We start from the raw sequence: 22,346 nt of genomic DNA, 5'->3' as shown, positions 1-22,346 counted from the left end.
GTGTCAGCGATGGCCGGTCCTGCGGTGCGTCGGTAGGTGCGGGCATACTGCTGAGCATGTCCGACGTTGAGCCACCAGCCCTAGCCGCGGTGTTGGCCGGTGAGGATTCGTCGGTTCGGCGGGCAGTGCAGTTAGTCGGCCAAATTTTGACGGGGTCGGTAACCACGCAAGTCACCCTCGCGGGGTTTCTGCATGCGATGTTGGGCCGATCGGGGTCGGATCTGGTATGTGAGTCACGGCGGCTGTCCTCGATCGGACACGTCGCGGCCGGGTTGGCGCTGGCCGCGTTGATCGACCGCTTCGATCCCCCGATCGGGCCCAGCGACGACGATGAGCCACCGACCTGGGCGCACATCGAGATTGGCGACAAACACCTTGCGCCGCCTGCGCGGCTGTCGGCGTTCTTCACAGCCGGCCAGCTCGCCCCCGCGCCCGTCGTGGTCCGGCTAAGTTCATCGACGCTGTATTCCGATACGCCACGGCTGCAGGTCTACACCACCCCTGCTGATCGCGGTCATGCCGTCGCCGTGATCGAGGCGATCATGACCGACGCCGATGGCGCCAAAAACCTCTACCGTGGTCGAGCGCTGACCGCATCCGAGAACAACGGCCTGGTTCTTGAGGTCACGGACATCCCAACCCTTAGCCGCACGAATGTGATTGTGCCCGAGTCGGTATGGGAAGAGATCGACCTCAATATCGCCGCGTTGACCACCCACCGGCAGTTGATGACCCAGTTGGGGCTGGGAGTACGCCGCGGAATCTTGCTCGCCGGGCCGCCGGGCGTCGGCAAGACCGCGATCTCGCAAACCATCGCCGCCGAACTCGTCGGGCCGTTTACCGTGATCAATGTCGACGCCCGCGCAGGCAAATCAGTGCTGTCCGCCGTGTACAAAGAGGCCCGTGCACTAGGGCCCACCGTGATCGTGCTTGAGGACATCGACCTCATCGTCGGCAATCGCCGCCACCACAGCGAGGTTCGTCCTCTCTCGGAGTTCTTGGCTGTCATGGACACAGACCCCTCAGCGCCGATCTTGACGTTGGCTTCCACAAACGACGTCGCGTCTCTGGACGCGGCGGCGATCCGGACCGCACGCTTCGACTCGATCATCGAGATCGGCTATCCCACACGCGCGGCGGCAGCACGGATCCTGACCACCTACCTGCGGGGCATTCCCGGAGCCGAATCCGTCGATTCCAGTCAAGTCGCCTGCCACTTCAATACCGAAACCAATGGCGCCGACATCCGCGAAATCGTTCGGCGTACCGTTCTAGCCACCGGGACGGTCAGCGACACCGCGCTCCTGGCCACCATCCAGTCCGGCCGCTTCAAACCCGAACTACCCCAGGGCAACTACCTGTGATCAACAGCGCAGTCCTAGGCTCAACCAGTCGCTGATCGGCGCCACGACCCGCAGAAGCGCACGGATCAGCGCAGTAAGGGCTGGAAGACTTGGTCGATTGGGAAACGATGGCTGAACTCCTGCGCGGTCATGTTCTTGTCAACAGGCGCGACACGCCGTAAATCGTAAATCGGATTGGCATCGAGGATTCGCGGCCAAGTCGACCCGAACAACGTGATCGCAAGCGCTTTCGTTCGAGAAACGGATGTGATGTAGCACTACTAGTAGTACGATCGAGAGTGCCCTGGGGGTGGCTGTTCCGAAGAGTCGGCGTTCGGGTTGGAACCGACCGCGCAGGACGACCAAAGTCAATCGACGCACCCGCTTGCCCTCCCAGGGCCTGACGAACGTACCGGCGCCTTTCGAGGAGAACCGGCCGCTACATCGGCCCGGCGCGAAACAGATCGCCGGTTGCGTCAAAAAACCTGCTTTACCGCTTGTTTCGGCGCCGCGTACGCGCAACCAAGAGCTCGTTTACCGGAACTTGCAGGGCCTCGGCAATGTCGAAAAGGCGCTCATAGAGCAATCCGCGGCGCCCGTGCTCAACATCGATGAGGACATTGCGTGTAACACCCGACCGCAATGCAAGCGCCTCTTGAGTCATCCCTTGCTGGATCCGTAACTCGCGGATGTTGTGCCCCACGACGGATCGCCAGCGTTCCCACTGGGCGACCCGCTCCGGACTATTTTGGCTCGGGCGCGTGGGCACGCTCTCAAGTAATCGGCGTCAGCGCCCAACTGTCTGCCCTACTAGTAATACATTTCGCCGTCGGCCTTGGCGTCTTTTAGCCCCGACCGACATCAATCGGGTCTATCCGTACTTTTTCCATCCGACTTGGCCACCCGAGGGTGAGGCGCTCAGCTCATGGCTGGAGGCACGGGCTACTCGTTGCATTACCGCATTGGCAATGTCAACTTGAACTGGCCCCGGTGTGACGGCCGGATTTGGCCCCGGCCCAGGGTTCGGGTGGTTAGCCCCAGAAGATGCCGGTGGGGTCTTTGTCGATTTCGGTGAGCAGGTCGGCGATGCGGGCTGAGGGGTCGAGCAGGTCGTAGCGGTGGAATCGTTGGTGGCGGTCACGCCAGTAGAGGGTCCAGGTTTTGTTGGTAGCGGTGTAGCGCAGTCGGGCGATCGGGAAGCTGATCCAGTCCGGGCCGAAGTCGTCACGCCAAGGCGGGCGATGCTCGGTGATGGTCAGATACCTGGACGCTACCTCGCATTCCAGGCGTACTTCGTGGCGCGCGTCGTCGGGAACCCTTGCCGCGCACCAGCGTTGCACGCGTGCGACGTCAAGTTCGGGCAGTGCCATTCTGATTACCAGCGGGGTTGGCCGGCGGCGGTGGTGAGGTGGTCGTAGGCGTTGTCGAGTTGTCGTTGGCGGCGGCGGTTGGGTTCGTGGTTGGCTTCGGCGGCCAGGGAATCTATCAGTTCGTTGAGTTCGGTGTCGGTGACCGTGAGGTGCAATTCGTTGCCGTGGGCGTGGATGGCGAAAACTGCTCTGTGGCAGTCATGGTCGAGGAACGGCAGGGTCCGCAGGATTGCCGCGGTGTCGGCATCGACGAGGACATTCTGGACGGGTTCGGCCGCGCTCAACTGCTGGCGACGCAGGTCGTAGATCGAGGTGGCCCAGTTGCTGATGGTGCCGTCGTCATCGCAGTGGCTGCAGCACCAGTTGATGGGGTGATCGGGTTGGGTCCAGCTCACGACGATGCGGCCGGGGCAGGCACGGTGGGCTGGCCGGCGCCGGCACGGCAGGGCGGTTTCCCATCGGGTGTGAGCGTCGCCGGCCGAGGCTGCGGCGACAATCGCGCTTAGGTGTTCGGCGAGCTTGCGGGCCGGGCCCGGGGTGTCGGGTCCCACGTCGAGGAAGTGGTGCAGATCGGCGACCAACATGACCTGGTCACTGTAGCCGCCGCAGGGTGTAGGCGCGGGTCAGCTGCGGGTGGACTCAGTGGCTGTGCTGGTGCGTCTTTTGCGGGCATGGGCCAGCCGGTAGGAGGTGGTTCCGGTTTCGATGATCTGTCCGGCGAAGGTCAACCGGTCGACGATCGCCGCGCACAACCGCGGGTCGGTGAATGTCTTGGTCCAGGCCGAGAACGGTTCGTTGGAGGCGATCGCCACGGCAGAGCGTTCTTCGCGTTCGGTGAGCACCTGGAACAACAGTTCGGCGCCGCGGCGATCCAATTGCAGATAGCCCAGCTCATCGATCAGCAGCAGATCGACCCGCCCGTAGCGGGTGATCAGTTTGCTCAGCTGGGCGTCGTCGGCGGCTTCGACGAGTTCGTTGACCAGCTTGCTGGCCAGGGTGTAGCGGACCCGGTAGCCGGATTCGGCGGCCAGGGTCCCCAGGCCGATCAGCAGGTGGCTCTTGCCGGTCCCGGAGTCCCCGATCAAGCACAGCGGTTCACCGGCCTTGACCCAGCCGCAGGTGCGCAAGGTTCCAATGACAGCCGGGTTGATCGCCGGGTTGGCCTCAAAGTTGAACTCCTCGAGCCGTTTTGGTCGGGGAAATCCCGCGTCGTGCACGCGGCGTGCGGCGCGGCGCCGATCCCGGTCGTCACACTCGGCGATCACCAACTCCGACAAGAACCCCAGATAGGACTGCTGCTCGCGTTCGGCGGCCGCGGCGATCTCGGCGAAGCGGTCACGGATCGTGGGCAGCCGCAACATTCGGCAGCCCTGCTCGATGGCCGAGACCGCGGCTTGCTCGGTGACATTGCGTCGCGCAATACTCATGACGTTTCCCGGCCCAGCAAGGTGTCGTACTGGTCGACCGAGGGCAGCGCACGCGCATCGAGCAGACGGCGCTCGGCTAGCACCAGGACCTGCCCACCGTGAGCGGGCCCGCCCGCGGGGTCGGTGTCGCTGCCGCGACGGCGTCGTTCGGCGGCTTTGCGTGCTTCCAACGCGACCACATCGGCATTGGTGGCATCCACCGACAGTGCGGCGGCGATCCCGGCGAGCACATCGGCGTGGTCGAGACGGCGATGCAGCAGCAACACCTCCACCAGCGCCCGGGTACCGGCCGCATCGCCGTGAGCCCGCCGCGCTGCCGCCCACCAGGCGTCGTGCTCGGCGGTGAACACCTTGGCCGCCCGGGCTTGCAGCAAGGCGGTGGCCCCAGGCAGAGCGCCGGGTTTGCGGGCCAGGATCTCCAGGTAGTGATCCAATTCCAGCACCTTGGTGCCCTTGCCGACCGCCCGCGGATGCCGTGCGACCACGCTGGTGCGGTCATAGACGGTGACGTGGGAGGCCGACAGTTTGACCCGGAGCCGATGGCCGATGAACCGGGCCGGCACCGAGTACTGATTGCAGCGCACCATGATCTGGGCGTAGCGGTCCACCCGCGGGGTCAACGTCAACGCCGTATCGAACGGTTCACCGGGGATCGGCTGCAACGCCAGCTTCTCGGTCTGCCAGTCCTGCCCAACAGTGTTGGCGCGGTTGGCGATCCGACGCCGATCATCAGCATCATCAGCCGCAGCCAGCATCTCGTTGAGCTCGTCGATCGACTCGACCTTCGGCATCGGCACGCAATGGGTGCGGCGAAACCGCCCGCCTTCGCCTTCCACGCCGCCCTTCTCGTGACTGCCGTCGTGACCGGGCTGGCAGTACCAGGCTTCGAAACCGTAGTGCGAACGAAACGCGATCCAGCGTTCGTTCTCCTGACGAGAACGCCCAAACAGCACCTGCTTGACCGCGCTGTTGAGGTTGTCGTAGCGGATCTTGTCGACCGGTACGCCGCCGAGCCGGTCGAATCCGTACACGTGACCTTCCAGGAAGGCCTCCTGGCCCTGGGTCGCGAACGCCCGATGGGCCGCCCGCCCCGAGAACGACAACCGCATTGTGAACAGCGCGGTCTTGGTCTTCACCCCGGCCAGCACCACCCACAGATCATGGAAGTCGACCTCGGCTTCAGCGCCGGGCCGATACGTCTGCGGCACGAACCCCGCCTCCAACGCCCGGCCCGCTTCCGCGGCGATCTGCGGGCGCCGCTTGCGGACATGATCACGCACCGTCGAATACGACAACCCGGTCGCATCGTATTCATCGACCAGACGCGCCAAAACCCTTCGGGCGGTGTGACGTTGCTTCTTCGGGGCGTCCAGATCCGAGCGCAGCATCTCATCAATAGCGGCCTTGAACGGCTCAAGCCGCGGTGCCACCCGCGCCGGAACTTTGCGTGCCGGCGGCACCGCCGAGGCCAACGCCTGACGCACCGTGCGCCGGTGCACCCGATGCTTATCGGCCAGCGCCCGGATCGACAACCCCTCAAGCCGATGATCCCGGCGGATCGCCGCGAACTGCTCCACCTTCGACCTCACCCTCCAGACCCTCACCTTCATCACCACGCGATCCAGGCCATCCGGAACGCACGCGATCACCGTCAGGTGGGGCCAATCCACGTCGTCATAACCAACGCGGCGTGTCGTGAAGACGGAGCCAAATCAGACCGTCAAAACAGCACACCCGCGACCACACAGGTGGAGCCACTTCAAACCGTCCACCCGGGGCCAAGTCAGGCTGTCACAGCCACCGCATGGGGCCAACTCGGTTGCCGGCGTTAAGCGTTGATGCCCTTGACCGGCTCACGGAGTCGATCTGCTACCTCGACAAACTGGTAGCTGGAATGGGGGAATCCGAACATTTGCGCAACCAATGGGTGCCGATCCCACTGCGATTGATGCTATGACGCTTGATCAATTTCAGGCGGAGGGAGACGCCGGTCGGTCATGGCACGTATGCAGCCAAAGTGCCGCCAGGCCGGGATGTATTCGTGCGCATCGCGATACTGCCCGACCGAGGGTGCTGGCCCCTGGAAATCATGCTGGCGCCGAAATTGGGCATTCGCCTGCCCAGTGCAGTAGAGCCTCACTGAGGCAGCGAGTACGTCAGTCCTGTCCCAGCGGCACAACCACCTCTTCGGCGTAGGCACTGTCAGCGGTTGCTGAACCCCGCTCACTCTTCTTAACGTTCGGTGGTTTTATTCCTTTCGCCAGTCGCCAGCACCGGCTCGCGCATATGGCCGTTGATGGACTCGCGCACGAGTCGGACGATGCTAATGCCCATCCGCGCGGCCGCTTCTTCCAAGATCTTCTTTTCAGCCGGTGCAAGGCGAACGACAACCGTCTCAGTCAGACGTCGGCGCTCGGAGCCGCTACGTCGCCCCCGTTTGGAACCACTCATAACGCGCCTTCCTGAAGCGATCCGTACAAGCACGGCAGCAACCCTTTCCGGAGCCGAATGTACTACTAGTAGGGCGCGCTTCGATTGGCGGCCTTCTCCGGCAGCGTTTCCAGAACCGGAAACGACGCATCGCCCACGGTCGGCAATGCGCTCGGACCCCGCTGCGCCGGCCGACGACTCCCCAAGTCGGTCAGCGTGCCAGGCAATATTCAAGCCTTCGTTCGGTCCGGGGCTGGAGCCGCTAGGTGTTCCGCTGCCCGCTCCGCACTCTGCGCCGCTCCGCGAGCCAATCACGACCACAGTCCCGCCAGCCGTCGCCATCTCGCGCCAACATGCCGCCATCATTGTTCGGGACCACCGCTAGGGTGGCGCGCCAGCTCGGAAAAGCCGCCACTGCGCGCCGCTCCCCTGCCACTCATACGTCGTGACACCCGACCTCGCGTTTCAACGGCCAAGAAACCGTGGGGGCGCACGTTGGGGCTTCCACGTCGGGTACCGCGTGTTGGCACACGCGGTACCCGCGTCGGCCCCGAGCCCTCGGTAGTCTGCCGCTGATGGAGCAAGCGTTAGCGCAAGTCTTAGTTGCGATGGACCCTGTGCCGCTGTCAGTGGTGCACGGAATCGTCAGCGACGACTGGCTCGCTGCGGACCAGACTCATTTTGACGTGTGCTTCCCGCAATTGACGTTCTCGGTGTAGACCTCGCCGACTGCCGAAACGAAGGGCGAGAAGGCCATTCGTCTCCGTGCCCTAGGTCGTGTCCGTGCCAGAGCCGCTCTCCCCTCGAGCGTGGCGGGATAACCCGGCGCGCGGTTTTCTAGGTCGCACGACGGAGGACCATCGGTTCGCAGAAGCGCCGCGCGCCGGTAGAACCATCACCGCGCCATGGCTCAACCATCCGCGCCCCGATCATTTCGGTTCACGTCCCACCGCACTGCCTGGCGCGTCAACCGGCCAAACGCTCTTTGCAGTGCAAATGACCCGTGCGCTCGGGTGCACTTTCCTGGAAGTTAGCGCTGCTAATTTTCACCGTCCGCCGAACATCACACCTCTTGCACTAAGGTCTCGTATTGATAACATTTCGTCCAGACGTTTTCTAGGAGCCGTGTGGTAGTGGGCGTTAGCGCAGTGGCCTTAGAGGCAAGAACGGTTTCGGAACGGGTGTGCCCGCGCTGCGGTGCATCTTTCGAAGTACCCGATAAGGGGCCGGGTCGACGGCCTGTGTGGTGCTCCGCGCGTTGCCGGCGGCGAGCATCCGCGGAGCGCATCGCAGCCCTTGATTCCGGCGCGGCGGTGCGTGTCGTCGAGGTGCCTCGCGCGCACCGCCCCGACCCTGATGCGCGCCTACCGCTGCCCTCCATGGAGACCTTGGCGCGCCTGTTTCTTAGCTCGGACTACCAATGCAAAACCCTCCTGCAATCCCTTGTGCACCGGTACGCGTCGGGCGACATCGGCGACGAGTTGCGGTCCGCGATGGAGCAGTTCGCGGCCTCGGTAGATCTCCAGCGGGTTCTGTCGGATGATCCGTCGTACCGGCAGGCCCGCGACGAGATCGAGACGCTCCGCAAGCGTCTCCGCCATGACGTCGACGCGGCCGATCAGCGCGACCAGGAACTGGCCCGCCTGCGCCATGAGTCTGAGGAGTTGCGGCAATTGCGAATCCGCGTGGCGGAATTGGAGTCTGTCGTGGCGAGCGCCGCTTACCCGCTGCACCAAGCTGGCCAGCACGACGTCATGCTCAGCCGCCAGCAGCGCCGCGCAGCAGAACGCGCGGCCCGCAAAGGTCGCTACTAAGCCGGCGGCCACACACACCGCGCCGGAGTGGAGCGGCGGCGCACGACTGCCGACCACCCGGTGAGCGCGGGAAGATGCGCCAATTCTCGTCACGGCCGACCGTCGCGTAACGCCACCGCCAGCTCTAGCCTTTAAAAACGAGGTACCGCATGACACTGGCGCCCGAAAGCTCGCGCCGGCCGATGCGGGAAGGGAACGCAGCACGATGGCCTTGCTAGACGGGCACTGGTACAGCTCAGCCGAACTTGCCGAGCTGCTCCACGTCGACGCATCCACCATTCGACGCTGGCGTACGTCGCATCCGCCCAAAGGCCCGGCCTTTGTACGCGTTTCGGACCGGGTGTACATGTATAACTCCAACGACGTCGAGGCATGGTTGTCCAGTCGGCACGTTGACCCCGGCGAGGTCGCGTGATGGCCAAAGAACTGACACTTCCACTTGGTGTTTCGTTATCAGTTGACATCGAGGAGCGCCCCACCCGGGCCGCTCCCTTCCGCGCTCGGGTTCGGTGGATCGACCCGATCACCAAGAGCCGCGCTTCGAAATCAGCTTCGTTTGCAACGCGTGAAGCCGCGGTCGACTGGGCCGCCCGGATGGAACGCGCCGCGGCGCACGGGGTCGACCCGAAGACGGCCACGACGACGCTGGCGGAATACGGCACCACGAACATGGCATTGGCGCTGCGGGGGCTTGAGTCCAAGACCACCGATCCCTACCTGGCCGGCTGGCGCAAACGCGTTGTCCCGACGCTCGGACACCTGCCCATTGCCATGGTCACCAATGGTGCAGTGGATCGAGCTGTGCACGCGTGGATCGCGGACGAATGCAGTCGATCAACTGTCAAGAACAGCCTCGCCGTGCTCGTCCGGATCATGGAACAAGCGCTGCGAGACGGCATCATTGACCGCAATCCGGCTCGAGTCTCCGGTTGGCAGCGCCAATACAAGCTCGCCGAGGACGAACTCGACGATCCACGGGCACTTGCGCTCCCGAATTGGACTGCCCTCACCACCCTCGCCGATGCACTCGTCGCCCGGTCGGCGGGCCGTTATCGGGGTTGGGGTGATGCAGTCATCTTCGAGGCGTGCACCGCCGCCCGCATCGGCGAAGTGGCCGGATGCCTGGTGCGCGACATCAACACCCACGAGTGGATATGGACGGTGCGCCGTCAGACCACCCCATCGCCGGGTGGCTTGGTGGACAAGAACACTAAGGGCAAACGTGCGCGCGAAGTCCCGTTGATCCCGGCTGTCCGCGAACTCGTCCAGCGACGGATGGACGTCGTCGCAAGCAACCCCGATGCGCGACTCTTCATCGGCCCCAGGGGCGGAAGGATCACCACAGCCACGCTGCGCGACGCCACCTCTTGGGACGCCGTGGTCACCCAGCTCGGCTACGAAAAGCTCACGCGTCATGGCTTACGGCATACGGGACTGACGTGGATGGCCGATGCCGGCGTTCCGGTACACATCCTCCGCAAGATCGCCGGTCACGGAGCACTCACAACGACCCAGCGCTATCTGCACCCCGACCGGCAATCCGTCATCAACGCGGGCGACCTGCTTGAGCGGCACTTGTGGTCCCCAAGTGGTCCCCAACTAAGCGTCATCTCATCCTGACCTAATCGCGTCACCGCAGATCAGGACACGTCTTCTCTGGTCGGGCTGACAGGATTTGAACCTGCGACCACTTGACCCCCAGTCAAGTGCGCTACCAAACTGCGCCACAGCCCGCGCGCCAGTGGTTCCACCGGCAGCAGGTCGAAAGCCTACCGTAAGCGCTCCACCAATTCGCCAGGCGCCCAGCGTCTGGGCGACCAGCGCCTCGTCATCCAACGTGCTAGCGCATGCGCTATCGGGTTCGAGAATCACCACCTGGTCCGGAAGTGACCGACACCGTCGCGAGAGCCCCGGCGCTCAGCGCCGCCGGGCGCCCCGCTTTTCGCGCACGCGCACGTTGATCCGCATCGGCGACCCCTCGAAGCCGAAGGTCTCGCGCAGCCGGCGCTCCAGGAAACGCCGATAGCCCGCCTCGAGGAAGCCGGTGGTGAACAGCACGAACGTCGGGGGCCGGGCGGTGGCCTGGGTGGCGAACAGGATCCGCGGCTGCTTGCCGCCGCGCACCGGTGGCGGGGTGGCCGCCACCACCTCTTTCAGCCAGGAATTCAGCGGGCCGGTGGCGATCCGCGCATCCCACGACGCCAGCGAGGTCTCCATGGCCGGCACCAGCTTTTGCACGGCGCGGCCGGTCTTGGCGGAGATGTTGACGCGCGGCGCCCACCGCAGCTGCACGAGTTCGCGGTCGATCTCGCGCTCCAGCAGCTCGCGCCGGTCCTCGTCGACCAGGTCCCACTTGTTGAACGCCAGCACCAGGGCCCGGCCGGCTTCGATGACCATCGACAGCACCCGCTGGTCCTGTTCGGTCAGCGGGTCCGACGCATCGATCAGCACGATCACCACCTCGGCCGCGTCGATGGCCGAGTGCGTGCGCACCGATGCGTAGAACTCGTGGCCGCTGGCCTGACCGACCTTGCGCCGCAAACCCGCCGTGTCGACGAACCGCCACACCCTGTCGCCCAGCTCGATGAGGGAGTCCACCGGGTCCACCGTCGTCCCCGCGACATCGTGCACCACCGAGCGCTGATCGCCGGCTAGCTTGTTCAGCAGCGAGCTCTTGCCCACGTTGGGTTTACCGACCAGCGCCACGCGCCGCGGGCCACCGGGTTTGGGGCCCACCTCCGACACCGCGGGCAGCGCGGCCAGCACCTCGTCAAGCAGATCGGCCACCCCGCGGCCGTGCATGGCGCTGATCGCGTGCGGCTCACCGAGCCCCAGCGACCACAACATCGCCGCGTCCGCTTCGGCCTTGTCGCTGTCAACCTTGTTGGCGGCCAGGAACACTGGCTTTCCCGACCGCAGGAGGATCCGGGCGGCGGCTTCGTCGGCCGAGGTGGCGCCGACGACGGCGTCGACCACCAGGATCACCGCGTCCGCGGTGCGCATGGCCACCGAGGCCTGCTCGGCCACCAGCTGCTGCAGCCCCTTGGCGTCGGGCTCCCATCCGCCGGTGTCCTGCACGACGAACCGGCGGCCGGTCCACAGCGCGTCGTAGGACACCCGGTCGCGGGTGACGCCCGGGATGTCCTGAACCACCGCTTCGCGACGGCCCAGGATCCGGTTCACCAGCGTGGACTTGCCGACGTTGGGCCGGCCCACCACCGCCACCACGGGCGCCGGGCCGGCCTCCTCCTGTTCGTCGATGCCGAATTCGACGGATTCCCAGTCGCTTTCGTCACTCCATGTGCCGTCCTGGGTCACCGCACCGCCCCGCTTCGCTGGTCGACCAAGTCCCGCAGATGGGTGATCACCTGCGCCTCGGTCATCTTGCTGGTGTCGACGACCACCGCGTCGGGGGCGGCCCGCAGCGGCGACACCGCCCGCGTGGAATCCAGATGGTCGCGACGGCGGACGTCGGCGAGCGCGGCGTCGTAGTCGTCGGCCAGCCCGGCCGCCACGTTCTGGTCGTTGCGCCGACGCGCCCGCGTTTCTGCCGACGCGGTCAAAAAGATCTTCACCGGCGCGTCGGGCAGGACGACGGTGCCGATGTCGCGGCCCTCGACGACGACATCGCCCGGCCCAGCGGCCATCTCGCGCTGCAACTCGACCAGCCGGGCGCGCACCGCGGGCACCGCCGACACCGCCGAGACGGCGCCGGTGACGGCATCCCCCCGAATCTCGGTGGAAACGTCCTCTCCGGCAAGCAAACACCGATCGCCGTCCACCGACAGCTGCGCCGTCGACCCGACCCGGCCGACCGCGTCGACGTCGCCCGGATCGACGCCCGCACGCAACACGGCCAGCGTCACCATCCGGTACATCGCCCCCGTATCGAGGTAGCGGGCCCCTAAAGCGCACGCCAATCCCTTTGACACCGAAGACTTTCCGGTACCCGCCGGGCCGTCGATGGCCACCACTACCCCACTCACAGGCCCACCGCCTTGTAGAGCTGCCCGATCTCGTCGCGGCCCAGCGCCCGGAAGCTGCCCGGGCGCTGCTTGCCGAGCGACACCGGCCCAATGTCGGTGCGCACCAACGCTTCCACCGGGAACCCGGCCGCCGCCAGCAGCCGGCGCACGATGCGATTGCGGCCCTCGTGCAACGTGACCCGCACCAGCGTCTTACCCGGGATCGCGTCCACCACCGCGAACTCGTCGACCCGCGCGGGACCGTCCTCCAACTCGATCCCGGCACGCAGCGCCTTGCCGACACCGCGGGGCACCGACCCGGTCACCGTCGCCAGGTACGTCTTGGGCACCTCGTGGGAGGGATGCATCAACCGGTGCGCGAGTTCACCGTCGTTGGTCAGCAGGATCAGCCCTTCGGTGTCCGCGTCCAAGCGCCCGACGTGAAACAGGTTCTTGTTCCCGCGAACTCGCCGTTCGATCAAATCACCGATACACGGCCGCCCGCGGTCGTCCGACATGGTCGAGTGCACGCCGCGCGGCTTGTTCAGCGCCAGATACACCTGCGAATCGTCGAGGACGATCCGGGCCCCGTCCACACGGATCACCGAGACGTCCGGGTCGACGCGGGTGCCCAATTCGGTCACCACCTGCCCGTCCACCTCGACGCGGCCCTCGATGATCAACTTCTCGGCGGCCCGCCGCGACGCAATTCCGGCCTGGGACAACACCTTTTGCAGCCGGATCCCCTCAGCTTCGACCATCAATCCTGGTCCACGTCGAAGGTCAGCGCCGGGTCGGCCGCCTGGCCGCCGGAAAGTTTGATGAAACGTGGCTCGCTGTCCAGGGATTCGCTGAGATCCTCGATCGTGTCCACGTCGGGCAGCAGCGGCGCGATGTCCGGCAGGTCGGCCAGCGACGTCAGCCCCAGGCGCTCCAAGAAAAGCTCGGTGGTCGCGAACGTCGTCGCGCCGCTGTCGTCGTCCACCCCGGCTTCGGTGATCAGGCCGCGCGCCAGCAGCGTGCGCATCACCGCGTCGACGTTGACGCCGCGCACCGCGCTCACCCGCGCACGCGTCACGGGCTGGCGGTAGGCGACCACGGCCAGCGTCTCCAGCGCGGCCCGGGTGAGCTTGGACCGCGCGCCGTCCAGCAGCAGCTTTTCCACGTACGGCGCGAACCGGGCGCGGGTATACATGCGCCAGCCCTCGCTGTTCTTCCGCAGGTCGATGCCGCTGTCGCGCGCGGTCAGTTCCTCGGCCATCTCCTGCAGCTTGGTGGCGATCCGATACACCGGCTGTTGCGTGGCGGACGCCAGCGCCTCCGCGGTGACCGGGGTGTCCACCACCAGCAGCAGCGCCTCGAGCACCGAGCCGAGTTCCTCGGACTCCATCGGCGCGGCCTCGGCGATGTCCGGGATGCCCACGTCGAGGTCGGAATCCAGGTCGACTTCGGGTTGCGCGGCGTCGCTGGGCTCCGCACCGTTCAGATGCCGTTCCTCCGCATCGCTGCGCTCTGCGTCGTCACCGGCGCCCATCATGATTCGTCCCGCACTTCTACCAAGGCTTCACTGACCGGACGTTCCCCGGTCCACGAAATTTGGAGCACGCCAAGCGGCTCTGACTGGTCGAATGCTACCGCCCGCGACCGATACAGTTCGAGCAGCGCCAGGAACCGCCCGACCACCTCCATCGACGCCTCACAATCGGCGACCAGCTCGGAGAACGTCGCCCACGCCCCGCTGCCCCGCGCCTGAAGGATCGCCAGCAACTTCTTGGCCTGCTCGGGGACGGAGACCTGCACCTCGTGCAGGTGCGCCACCGACACTGTCGGGACGGGCCGCGGGCTGAACGCGATCGCCGCGATCTGGGCGAAGCGGTCGGCGTCGACGCCGATCATCACCTCGGGCAACAGCTCGGTGAACCGGTCCTCCAGCGACACGGCGCGCGGGTAGCTGCGCAGCGCGGTGGCCTCCAGCTCGGCGAACATCTCGGCGACGTGCTTGAACGCGCGGTACTGCAGCAGCCGGGCGAACAACAGGTCGCGCACCTCCAGCAGCGCCAGGTCTTCGTCGTCGTCGACCTGCCCGGCCGGCAGCAGCCGGGCGGCCTTCAGGTCGAGCAGGGTCGCGGCCACCACCAGGAACGCGGTGGTCTCCTCGAGCTCCAGCTGGGGACCGATTTCGCGGGTGTAGGCGATGAAGTCGTCGGTGACCTGGTGCAGTGCCACCTCGGTCACGTCCAGGCGATGGGCGAAGATCAGCTGCAGCAGCAGATCGAACGGCCCCTCGAAATTGGTCAGGCGGACCTGAAAGCCGTTCTGCTGGGGCGCCTCACCATTTGCGGTCGCGTTCACGCGCCGAATCGGTCGATGAATTCGCGGGCCAGCGCGCGATAGGCGATGGCCCCGGTCGATCGCGGGGCCCACGTGGTGATGGGTTCGCCGGCCACGCTGGTCTCCGGGAACCGGACGGTGCGGGTGATGACGGTGTCGAACACCAGGTCGCCGAACCGCTCCACCACCCGGGCCATCACCTCGCGCGAGTTGACCGTGCGCGGGTCGTACCGGGTCAACAGGATCCCGCTGATCTCCAGCTTCGGGTTCAGCCGGTCGCGCACCTTGTCGACGGTGTCGGTGAGCAGCGCCAGACCGCGCAGCGAGAAGTACTCGCACTCGGTGGGAATCACCACCCCGTCCGAACAGGCCAGGCCGTTGACGGTGAGCAGACCCAGCGACGGCTGGCAGTCGATCAGCACGTAGTCGTAGCGATCCAGCACCGGGTGCAGCGCCCGGCCCAGCGTCTGCTCGCGTCCCACCTCGTTGACCAACTGGATCTCGGCGGCCGACAGGTCGATGTTGGACGGCACCAGATCCATGTGCTTGACCCGGGTCTGCAGCAGCACGTCGTCGATCGACACGCGCGGCTCCACCAGCACGTTGTGGATGGTCTTTTCCAGCTCGTAGTGCGGGACGCCCAGGCCGGCGGACAGCGCGCCCTGCGGGTCCATGTCCACCAGCAGCACCCGGCGGCCGTACTCGGCGAGCGCGGCACCCAGATTGATGGTCGACGTGGTTTTCCCGACGCCCCCCTTCTGGTTGCACATGGCGACGACTTTGGCCGGGCCGTGCGAGGTGCGCGGCTGTGGCTCCGGGATCGCCCGTGGCGGCCGCCCGGTCAGGCCGAGCTCGACGCCGTTGTCCGGCTGCTCGGTCATGGCGGGGGTGTTCGGGAGGTGAACATCGACCGAAAGTCTAACGGGTCCGCGCGCCGAAACCCGGCGACCCGCAGGCAATTAACCAGCCAATATGAGCGGAAATCGGTGGTGAAACGCACATCCCGACAGCCTATTCACTCCAGTCACAGCAGCACCAGTTTGGGGGCGATATGCCGGCCGCGAAAAGCTGTCGCCAGCGAGGGCACCGCCGGCGGTCGGCCTATCGTGGCCCCTATGGATCTCAAGCGACGGATACCCCTGCTGCGGTGGTCGGTCTGGCGGATGGCCGTCGGGAATCGCAACATCACCACCACGGGCCAGATCGGCGACGGGCGCGAAGCCGCCGCCGTCGAATACGTGCTGCGCAACGCCCGGGCCGGCGACGTCGACGACGTGCTGACGACCATCGACAAGTTCGCCTACGAGAAGTCGATGTTGATCAACGTCGGCGACGAGAAGGGACTGCTGCTCGACGCCGCGGTGCGGCGCGCCGATCCGGCGCTGGCGCTCGAATTGGGCACCTACTGCGGCTACGGCGCGCTGCGCATCGCCCGGGCCGCGCCGAAGGCCAAGGTGTTCTCGGTCGAACTCGCCGAGGCCAACGCCGCCAACGCCCGCCAGATCTGGGCGCATGCCGGCGTGGCCGACCGTGTGACGTGTGTGGTCGGCACCATCGGCGACGGCGGCCGCACCCTGGATGCGCTGGCCGAACACGGGTTTGCCGCTGGCGCACTCGATTTCGTGTTCCTCGATCACGACAAGGACGCCTACCTCGACGACCTGAAGAGCATCCTGGATCGGGGCTGGCTGCATCCGGGCTCGATCGTGGTCGCCGACAATGTGCGGGTGCCGGGCGCACCGAAGTACCGCGGGTACATGCACCGGCATCAGGGCACGCGGTGGAACACCGTCGAGCACAAGACCCACCTCGAGTACCAATCGTTGGTGTCCGACCTGGTGCTGGAGTCCGAATTCCTGGGCTGAACTGACGCTCGAGCGTCGACTTGTTGTCGACGATTTCGCCGTTTTCGCGCAACAACTCCACGTTCGGCGGGGGACGCAAAGGGAGCGCGCCCGAGCGCGGATTATCGCGCCCGCGGGTGGGCCTCGGCCCACACTTCGCGCAACGCGTGCACGGTCACCATGGTGTAGATCTGCGTCGTCGTCACCGAGGCGTGCCCGAGCAACTCCTGCACGACCCGCACGTCGGCGCCGCCCTCGAGCAGATGCGTGGCGAACGAGTGCCGCAGCATGTGCGGCGACACCCCCGAGGTGATGCCGGAGCGCTCGGCCGCGTCCTGCAGGACCTGCCACGCGCTCTGACGCGACAGTCGCCCGCCGCGGACGTTGAGGAAGATGGCCGGCGTCCCGCGCCCCCGGCGCGCCAGATCCGAACGTCCGCGCACCAGATAGGCGTCCAGCGCGGCCACGGCGGGGCGCCCGATCGGCACCAGCCGCTGCTTAGCGCCCTTGCCGCGCAACAACACTGAGCGGGCCTGCGTGTCGACGTCGTCCACATCGAGGCCGACGGCCTCGGAGATCCGCGCGCCGGTCGAATACAGCAGCTCCAGCAGCGCGCGGTTGCGCAGGGTCAGCGGGCCGTCGGCCGGGCTGTCGCCCCCCGCGCCCTCCAGCAGCGCCAAGACCTGGTCGACGGTCAGGCTCTTGGGCAGCCGGCGGCCGGGCGTGGGCGGGCGGACCGCGCGGGCTACGTCGAGTTCGGCCAGCCCCTCGGCGGCGGCGAAGCGGTGCAGGCCGCGCACCGCGATCAGGGCCCGCGCCGCCGACACCGCCGACAGCGCCGCCGCCCCGGTCTCGGGGTCGCCGCGGCGCAGCGCCACCAGGAACTCGCTGACGTCGTCCTCGCCCACCTTGGCCAGATCGTGAATTCCACGGTCCGACAAGTGTTTTGTGTAGCGGCGCAAATCGCGGCGATACGAGCTCAGGGTGTTCGCCGCGACGCCGCGCTCGATCGTGAGGTGGTCGAGGTAACCCTGGAGTTGGGAATCCAGCGCCACCGTCGTCATGGCCCGGCCTTTCGGGCCGCGAACGCCGTCGGCCGGTCGATCCAGGGACTGTCCACCGGCCGTGGCTGCGCGAACCCCTCGGTGACGGCGTGGGCCGCCAAGATCCCCGCGATGGCAATCGAGTTCACGATGTCGCCGCTGAACACCCGACGGGCGGCCTCCGCGATGGGAACCCAGCTCATCGTCATGTCGGCTTCCTCGTGGTGCGCCTCGGGCCTGCCCACCTCGGTCAGCCCGGTGGCCAGATAAATCCGCACGGATTCGTCGCTGAAGCCCGGCGCGGAGTTGAGGTCGACCAGCACCCGCCAGGTGTCCGCCCGCAGGCCGACCTCCTCGTGGAGTTCGCGGGCGGCCGTCTGCTGCGGCGGCTCCCCCGCGACGTCGAGCAAGCCGGCAGGCAACTCCCAGAGCCGCCGCCCGAACGCGTGCCGGTATTGGTAGACCAGCGGGATGTTGTTGTCGGCGTCCAGCGCCGCGACGGCCACGGCGCCGTAGTGCTCGACGACCTCGCGCACCGCGGTGGTGTCGCCCGGCATCCGCACCCGGTCGCTGCGCAGCGCGAAAATCTTTCCGGTGTACAGCGTTTCGGAGGACGCCGTGGAGAAGACGTGTTCAGCCACGGGACGCGGGCTCAGGTATGGGCCGCGCGGCGCTGTCCCGATGCTGGATGCCGTTGGACGACTGCTCGGGGATTTCCACCGGCAACCGTTCGCCGGCCTTGTATTCGAGGGCCGCCCCGACGAACGCGACGAACAACGGGTGCGGCCGGGTGGGCCGGCTCTTGAGCTCCGGGTGAGCCTGCGTGCCGACGATGAAGGGGTGCACGTCCGGCGGGTACTCGACGAACTCGACCAGGTGGCCGTCGGGTGAGGTGCCGGAAAACCTGAGGCCGCTTTCCGCGATCTTGTCGCGGTAGGCGTTGTTGACCTCGTAGCGGTGCCGGTGGCGTTCGGACACCTCCGTGGCGCCATACGCCTGGGCCACAATCGAATCCGGTTCCAGCACGGCGGGATAGGCGCCCAGCCGCATGGTGCCGCCGAGGTCGGCCTCGCCGGCGACGATGTCGACCTGGTCGGCCATCGTGGAGATGACGGGATCCGGTGTGTCCGGGTCGAATTCGGCCGAGTTGGCTTCGGTCAGGCCGGCCGAGCGGGCGGCCTCGATCACGATGCATTGCAGCCCGAGGCACAGGCCGAGCACCGGCAGGCCCCGGGCGCGCGCGTAGTGGATGGCGCCGAGCTTGCCCTCGATGCCGCGGATGCCGAACCCGCCCGGAATCAGCACACCCTGCACGTCGGCCAGCGCCGCCGCCGCACCGGGCCCGGTCTCGCAGTCGTCGGACGCCACCCAGAGCAACTCGACCTTGGCGTGGTGCTTGAAACCGCCGGCACGCAGCGCCTCGGTGACCGACAGGTAGGCGTCGGAGAGTTCAACGTACTTGCCCACCAAGGCGATTCGCACCGTTTCATGCGGCTCATGCACCCGGCGCAGCAGGTCGTCCCATTCGGTCCAGTCGACATCGCGGAACGGCAGGTTGAGCCGGCGCACCACATAGGCGTCGAGTTCTTCGCGGTGCAGCACCTTCGGAATGTCATAGATCGACGGCGCGTCCGGGGTGGAGATGACGCCGTCGATGTCGACGTCGCACATCAGCGCGATCTTGTTCTTCAGCGCCTCGGGAACGTCGCGGTCGCAGCGCAGGATCAGCGCGTCCGGGGTGATACCGATGCTGCGCAGCGCGGCCACCGAGTGCTGCGTGGGTTTGGTCTTGAGCTCGCCCGACGGGGCCAGGTAGGGCACCAGCGAGACGTGTAGGAAGAAGACGTTCTCGCGACCCAGGTCGTGGCGCACCTGGCGGGCCGCCTCCAGAAAGGGCTGCGACTCGATGTCACCGACGGTGCCGCCGATTTCGGTGATGACCACGTCGGGGCGGTTGCCCTGCGCGTCGGGCTGGGCCATCGCCATGATGCGCCCTTTGATCTCGTCGGTGATGTGTGGGATCACCTGGACGGTGTCGCCGAGGTACTCACCGCGGCGTTCCTTGGCGATGACGCTCGAATACACCTGCCCCGTAGTGACATTCGCCGAGCCGGACAGATCGCGATCCAGGAAGCGCTCGTAGTGGCCGACGTCGAGGTCGGTCTCGGCGCCGTCCTCGGTGACGAAGACCTCGCCGTGCTGGAACGGGTTCATGGTGCCCGGGTCGACGTTGAGGTACGGATCGAGCTTTTGCATCGTCACGTACAGCCCGCGCGCCGTCAGGAGCTGACCGAGGCTGCTGGCGGTCAATCCCTTACCCAACGAGGATGCGACGCCCCCGCTGACGAAGAGGTGCTTGGTGGCGGTTTGCGGGTGCTTTCGCAACAGGCGACCTCCGTGAAGACGGGCAGGGCTTGAAAAATGTTTCTAGCGAACAACTAGATGGGCCTGCCGACCCACGGAAACCCACCCTAACATCCACGGCGCCGAGCCGCGGTGAACACGCCCGCTACTGAGGCACCGTGATCGACGTCGCCCCGTGACCGGTGCCGTACTGGCCCGCGTGACCGCCGCCCAGCAGGTCGTGCAGGCCGAGCACCGCGGTGATGCGTCCCGGCGCGGCGTCCACGTCGTCGACCGTGCTGATCGCGGAGTTCAGGCCGGCGTCGGCGCGGGCCACCGCGACGGCGCCGCCGCCGGTCGCCGAACCGTCGCGCCCGGCGAGCAGCGTGCCCGAGCCGTGCGGGGCCAGCGCGGCGGAGAACCGCGCCACGCTCGCCCCCTGGTTCCCGGCGTCCTGCGGTAGCGCGCCACCAGTGACGACGAGCGCGGCGTTGGCCGCGCCCATGTGATCGCTCGCCTGATAGGTGATGAAGCCGGTGTCGCGCAGCGCCGCCAGCACGGTGTTGCGCTGGGTGTCGTCCACCGGGGGCACCGCGGGGTCGGGGTTGGCCAGCAGGGCGATGCCCATCAGGTCACCCGCCTGCGAACCCTGGTCGACGAGCTTGGTGCTCAGCTGCTGTCCGGCGGGCAGCACCGACGAGTTCACCACCGTCTGCAGCTTCTCCGCCGAGTTGGCCTCGACGAACTCCTGCGTCAACGACACCGTCCCGGTCACCGTCCCGCCGGCCTGACCGATGAACTTCGACACCGCGGCCACGTCGTCGTCCTTGGCGTCCGGGGTGCGGAACACTACCACCGACTTGCCGGCCAGCGCGTCGTGCACGATCCGGCCGGCCAGCTGGGTGTCGAAATTGTTTGCCGCGCTGAGCTTTTCGTTCAGCACGTTCTTCTGGTCGTTGAGCCCGCTGATCTGGGTGTTGAGCTCCTTCTTCTCGTCACGCAGGCTGGACAGCAACGTGTCCGACAGGAAGCCGGAACCCAGCACGACGCCCACGGCCAGCGCCAGGAACACGGCGGCCAGCGACAGGGCGTGTTGGCGCAGCGAGATCATCTAGGTGACCCACTTCTGCACCATCAGGCAGAAGTGGTTCCAGTAGTCGGTGACCCAGTGCAGCACCACACCGTCGGTGCGAGACACCCACAGCGCGACGATGACGGCGATCAGCATCGTCAGCGCCAGCAGCGCGATGGCCCCCGCCGAGATGTGGTTGCGGTACAGGGTGGCCACGGCCTTGGCGTCCACCACCTTCTCCCCCACCCGCAGCCGGGTCAGGAACGTGGACGGGTTGCTGTGGGCGCGGGTGCGGTCGAAGAACGTCTCGATGTTGGCGGTGTGGCCGGCGGTCACCAGCAGCGCGGCGCCGTGGTGGTCGGCCAGCAGCAGGGCCAAATCGATCGCCGACCCCGCGGCCGGGAACGTCATCGCGCCGACGCCCAGGTCCTGGATGCGTTCGAGCCCCGGCGCGTGCCCGTCGGCGTCGGCGGGCAGCACGACCTGGGCCCCGCACTTCAGGGCGTCGGTGCTGATCTGGTCGGGGTCGCCAACGATCACCTGCGGGCGATACCCCGCCTTGCGCAACACGTCCGCGCCGCTGCCCACCCCGATCAGCGCCGGCTGATACTCCTTGATGAACGGCTTGAGCGACTTGAGGTCGTCCTCGGCGCTGGGCTCGTCGGCGACGATCACCACGTGCCGGCGGCGCAGGTCGACGTCGACGTCGGGGATGCCGATGCCGTCGATCAGCAGCGGGCTCTCGCTCTTGATGAACTCGATGGTGTTGCCGGCGAACGCCTCCAGATGGGCGGACAGGCCGCTCTTGGCCTCCCGCATCAAATCGGCGATGTCGTGGTCGGTGCGCTCGGTGCCGCGGACCAGCCGCCGGTCGCCGGCGTACACCCCGCCCTCGTGCAGGCGGATCTTGGCGCCGTCTTTGACCTTCTTGAAGACGTCGGGTCCGGCCTCGTCGATCAGCGTGACCCCGTTGTTGACCAGGACCTCGGGCCCCAGGTTGGGGTAGCGGCCCGACACCGACGGCGAGGCGTTGACGACGGCGGCGATGTCGGCCTCCACCAGGGCGTCCGCCGTGATGCGATCCAGATCGAGGATGTCGAGCACGACGATGTCGCCGGGGCAGACCCTGCGCAGCAATCGGTCGATGTTGCGGTCAACGCGGGCAGTGCCGACGAGGCCCGGCCGGGCGGGATTACGGGAAAGCAGGCCTGACATCTTCATGGGGGCGATTCTGTCGGTGATGCGCGGACGACGCGGGGAGGCGCGCCGTAACATTAGCCCCAGAAGTTATCTAGAGTCCCATTAGTAACAGCTCTGTGCCGAACTGGTCTCGAACGTCGACTTGATGCGGCGACACGCCGGGG

At 66.8% G+C, this 22,346-nt stretch carries 23 protein-coding genes and 1 tRNA gene; 6 read left to right on the top strand and 18 right to left on the bottom strand.

The annotated features are described in order from the left end of the window. Nucleotides 1-89: 89 nt before the first annotated feature. Nucleotides 90-1,364, top strand: a complete 1,275-nt coding sequence (locus QGN31_RS11600; protein WP_326544702.1) for an ATP-binding protein — start codon at nucleotides 90-92, stop codon at nucleotides 1,362-1,364. A gap of 469 nt (nucleotides 1,365-1,833) precedes the next feature. Here QGN31_RS11600 and QGN31_RS11595 read toward each other — a convergent pair whose 3' ends face one another. The 6 genes from QGN31_RS11595 to QGN31_RS11570 form a co-directional block, all read right to left on the bottom strand. Beyond that, nucleotides 1,834-2,112 carry a helix-turn-helix domain-containing protein gene (locus QGN31_RS11595; protein WP_041785028.1) on the bottom strand — a complete coding sequence of 93 codons (279 nt, stop codon included), beginning with the start codon at nucleotides 2,110-2,112 and terminating at the stop codon, nucleotides 1,834-1,836. A 262-nt stretch (nucleotides 2,113-2,374) separates the two neighbouring features. Further along, entirely contained in the window at nucleotides 2,375-2,713 is a 339-nt protein-coding gene (locus tag QGN31_RS11590) for a DUF3024 domain-containing protein (RefSeq protein WP_014941576.1), read from the bottom strand. Between the two features lie 5 nt (nucleotides 2,714-2,718). Then, on the bottom strand, nucleotides 2,719-3,297 hold the full coding sequence (locus QGN31_RS11585; protein ID WP_014941577.1) for a hypothetical protein: 579 nt from the start codon (nucleotides 3,295-3,297) through the stop codon (nucleotides 2,719-2,721). Nucleotides 3,298-3,336: 39 nt separating this feature from the next. Beyond that, nucleotides 3,337-4,140, bottom strand: coding sequence for an IS21-like element helper ATPase IstB (gene istB, locus QGN31_RS11580; RefSeq protein ID WP_014941578.1), 804 nt, complete (start codon nucleotides 4,138-4,140; stop codon nucleotides 3,337-3,339). Further along, a complete protein-coding gene (gene istA / locus QGN31_RS11575; protein ID WP_043955664.1) occupies nucleotides 4,137-5,729 on the bottom strand; it encodes an IS21 family transposase in 1,593 nt (530 codons plus the stop codon). Before istA ends, istB begins: the two co-directional genes overlap by 4 nt. 643 nt (nucleotides 5,730-6,372) lie before the next feature. Beyond that, a complete protein-coding gene (locus tag QGN31_RS11570) occupies nucleotides 6,373-6,591 on the bottom strand; it encodes a hypothetical protein (protein WP_162130191.1) in 219 nt (72 codons plus the stop codon). A 554-nt stretch (nucleotides 6,592-7,145) separates the two neighbouring features. Here QGN31_RS11570 and QGN31_RS11565 point away from each other — a divergent pair. The 4 genes from QGN31_RS11565 to QGN31_RS11550 all read left to right on the top strand — a co-directional run bounded on the left by QGN31_RS11565 (nucleotide 7,146) and on the right by QGN31_RS11550 (nucleotide 10,004). Continuing rightward, nucleotides 7,146-7,289 (top strand): hypothetical protein, encoded by a 144-nt coding sequence (locus QGN31_RS11565; protein ID WP_014385073.1) that lies wholly within the window; start codon nucleotides 7,146-7,148, stop codon nucleotides 7,287-7,289. 660 nt (nucleotides 7,290-7,949) lie between these two features. Beyond that, nucleotides 7,950-8,384: a hypothetical protein gene (locus QGN31_RS11560; RefSeq protein ID WP_041785691.1), complete on the top strand. Its 435-nt coding sequence runs from the start codon at nucleotides 7,950-7,952 to the stop codon at nucleotides 8,382-8,384. Between the two features lie 205 nt (nucleotides 8,385-8,589). Then, entirely contained in the window at nucleotides 8,590-8,799 is a 210-nt protein-coding gene (locus QGN31_RS11555) for a helix-turn-helix transcriptional regulator (RefSeq protein ID WP_008257535.1), read from the top strand. Then, nucleotides 8,799-10,004 (top strand): tyrosine-type recombinase/integrase, encoded by a 1,206-nt coding sequence (locus tag QGN31_RS11550; RefSeq protein ID WP_236593172.1) that lies wholly within the window; start codon nucleotides 8,799-8,801, stop codon nucleotides 10,002-10,004. The genes QGN31_RS11555 and QGN31_RS11550 overlap by 1 nt, the downstream gene beginning before the upstream one ends. A 37-nt stretch (nucleotides 10,005-10,041) precedes the next feature. On the opposite strand, the gene QGN31_RS11545 is transcribed toward QGN31_RS11550, so the two are convergent. From QGN31_RS11545 to QGN31_RS11515, 7 genes are all read right to left on the bottom strand, one after another. Next, nucleotides 10,042-10,118, bottom strand: a tRNA-Pro gene (locus tag QGN31_RS11545). Nucleotides 10,119-10,301: 183 nt separating this feature from the next. Further along, nucleotides 10,302-11,702, bottom strand: a complete 1,401-nt coding sequence (gene der, locus QGN31_RS11540) for a ribosome biogenesis GTPase Der (RefSeq protein WP_008257539.1) — start codon at nucleotides 11,700-11,702, stop codon at nucleotides 10,302-10,304. Further along, a complete protein-coding gene (gene cmk / locus QGN31_RS11535; protein WP_139826592.1) occupies nucleotides 11,699-12,370 on the bottom strand; it encodes a (d)CMP kinase in 672 nt (223 codons plus the stop codon). Before cmk ends, der begins: the two co-directional genes overlap by 4 nt. Further along, entirely contained in the window at nucleotides 12,367-13,110 is a 744-nt protein-coding gene (locus QGN31_RS11530) for a pseudouridine synthase (protein WP_008257544.1), read from the bottom strand. Before QGN31_RS11530 ends, cmk begins: the two co-directional genes overlap by 4 nt. Then, nucleotides 13,110-13,886: an SMC-Scp complex subunit ScpB gene (scpB, locus tag QGN31_RS11525; RefSeq protein WP_225336783.1), complete on the bottom strand. Its 777-nt coding sequence runs from the start codon at nucleotides 13,884-13,886 to the stop codon at nucleotides 13,110-13,112. Before scpB ends, QGN31_RS11530 begins: the two co-directional genes overlap by 1 nt. After that, a complete protein-coding gene (locus tag QGN31_RS11520; RefSeq protein ID WP_008257548.1) occupies nucleotides 13,883-14,701 on the bottom strand; it encodes a segregation/condensation protein A in 819 nt (272 codons plus the stop codon). Before QGN31_RS11520 ends, scpB begins: the two co-directional genes overlap by 4 nt. Then, the gene (locus tag QGN31_RS11515; RefSeq protein ID WP_008257550.1) at nucleotides 14,698-15,561 is read right to left on the bottom strand and encodes a ParA family protein; all 864 of its coding nucleotides are present in this window, start codon (nucleotides 15,559-15,561) and stop codon (nucleotides 14,698-14,700) included. Before QGN31_RS11515 ends, QGN31_RS11520 begins: the two co-directional genes overlap by 4 nt. Before the next feature lie 234 nt (nucleotides 15,562-15,795). Between QGN31_RS11515 and QGN31_RS11510 the strand changes: the two genes are divergently transcribed. After that, nucleotides 15,796-16,545, top strand: a complete 750-nt coding sequence (locus QGN31_RS11510) for an O-methyltransferase (RefSeq protein ID WP_201359482.1) — start codon at nucleotides 15,796-15,798, stop codon at nucleotides 16,543-16,545. Nucleotides 16,546-16,646: 101 nt separating this feature from the next. Here the strand turns inward: QGN31_RS11510 and xerD are convergent, their stop codons facing one another. The 5 genes from xerD to steA form a co-directional block, all read right to left on the bottom strand. Beyond that, the gene (xerD, locus tag QGN31_RS11505) at nucleotides 16,647-17,588 is read right to left on the bottom strand and encodes a site-specific tyrosine recombinase XerD (protein WP_008257558.1); all 942 of its coding nucleotides are present in this window, start codon (nucleotides 17,586-17,588) and stop codon (nucleotides 16,647-16,649) included. Then, on the bottom strand, nucleotides 17,585-18,208 hold the full coding sequence (locus QGN31_RS11500; protein ID WP_009955788.1) for an NUDIX domain-containing protein: 624 nt from the start codon (nucleotides 18,206-18,208) through the stop codon (nucleotides 17,585-17,587). Before QGN31_RS11500 ends, xerD begins: the two co-directional genes overlap by 4 nt. Beyond that, complete coding sequence (locus QGN31_RS11495) at nucleotides 18,201-19,952, bottom strand: CTP synthase (protein ID WP_014382727.1); 1,752 nt, start codon at nucleotides 19,950-19,952, stop codon at nucleotides 18,201-18,203. Before QGN31_RS11495 ends, QGN31_RS11500 begins: the two co-directional genes overlap by 8 nt. A gap of 124 nt (nucleotides 19,953-20,076) precedes the next feature. Beyond that, the gene (locus QGN31_RS11490; protein WP_201409480.1) at nucleotides 20,077-21,021 is read right to left on the bottom strand and encodes a copper transporter; all 945 of its coding nucleotides are present in this window, start codon (nucleotides 21,019-21,021) and stop codon (nucleotides 20,077-20,079) included. Beyond that, a complete protein-coding gene (steA, locus tag QGN31_RS11485; RefSeq protein ID WP_009955069.1) occupies nucleotides 21,022-22,203 on the bottom strand; it encodes a putative cytokinetic ring protein SteA in 1,182 nt (393 codons plus the stop codon). It lies immediately after the preceding gene. Between the last annotated feature and the right edge of the window lie 143 nt (nucleotides 22,204-22,346).

This window comes from Mycobacterium sp. 2-64, from assembly GCF_035918375.1.
Lineage (GTDB): Bacteria > Actinomycetota > Actinomycetes > Mycobacteriales > Mycobacteriaceae > Mycobacterium > Mycobacterium intracellulare.
This window is presented reverse-complemented; position numbering and strand designations above follow the sequence as displayed.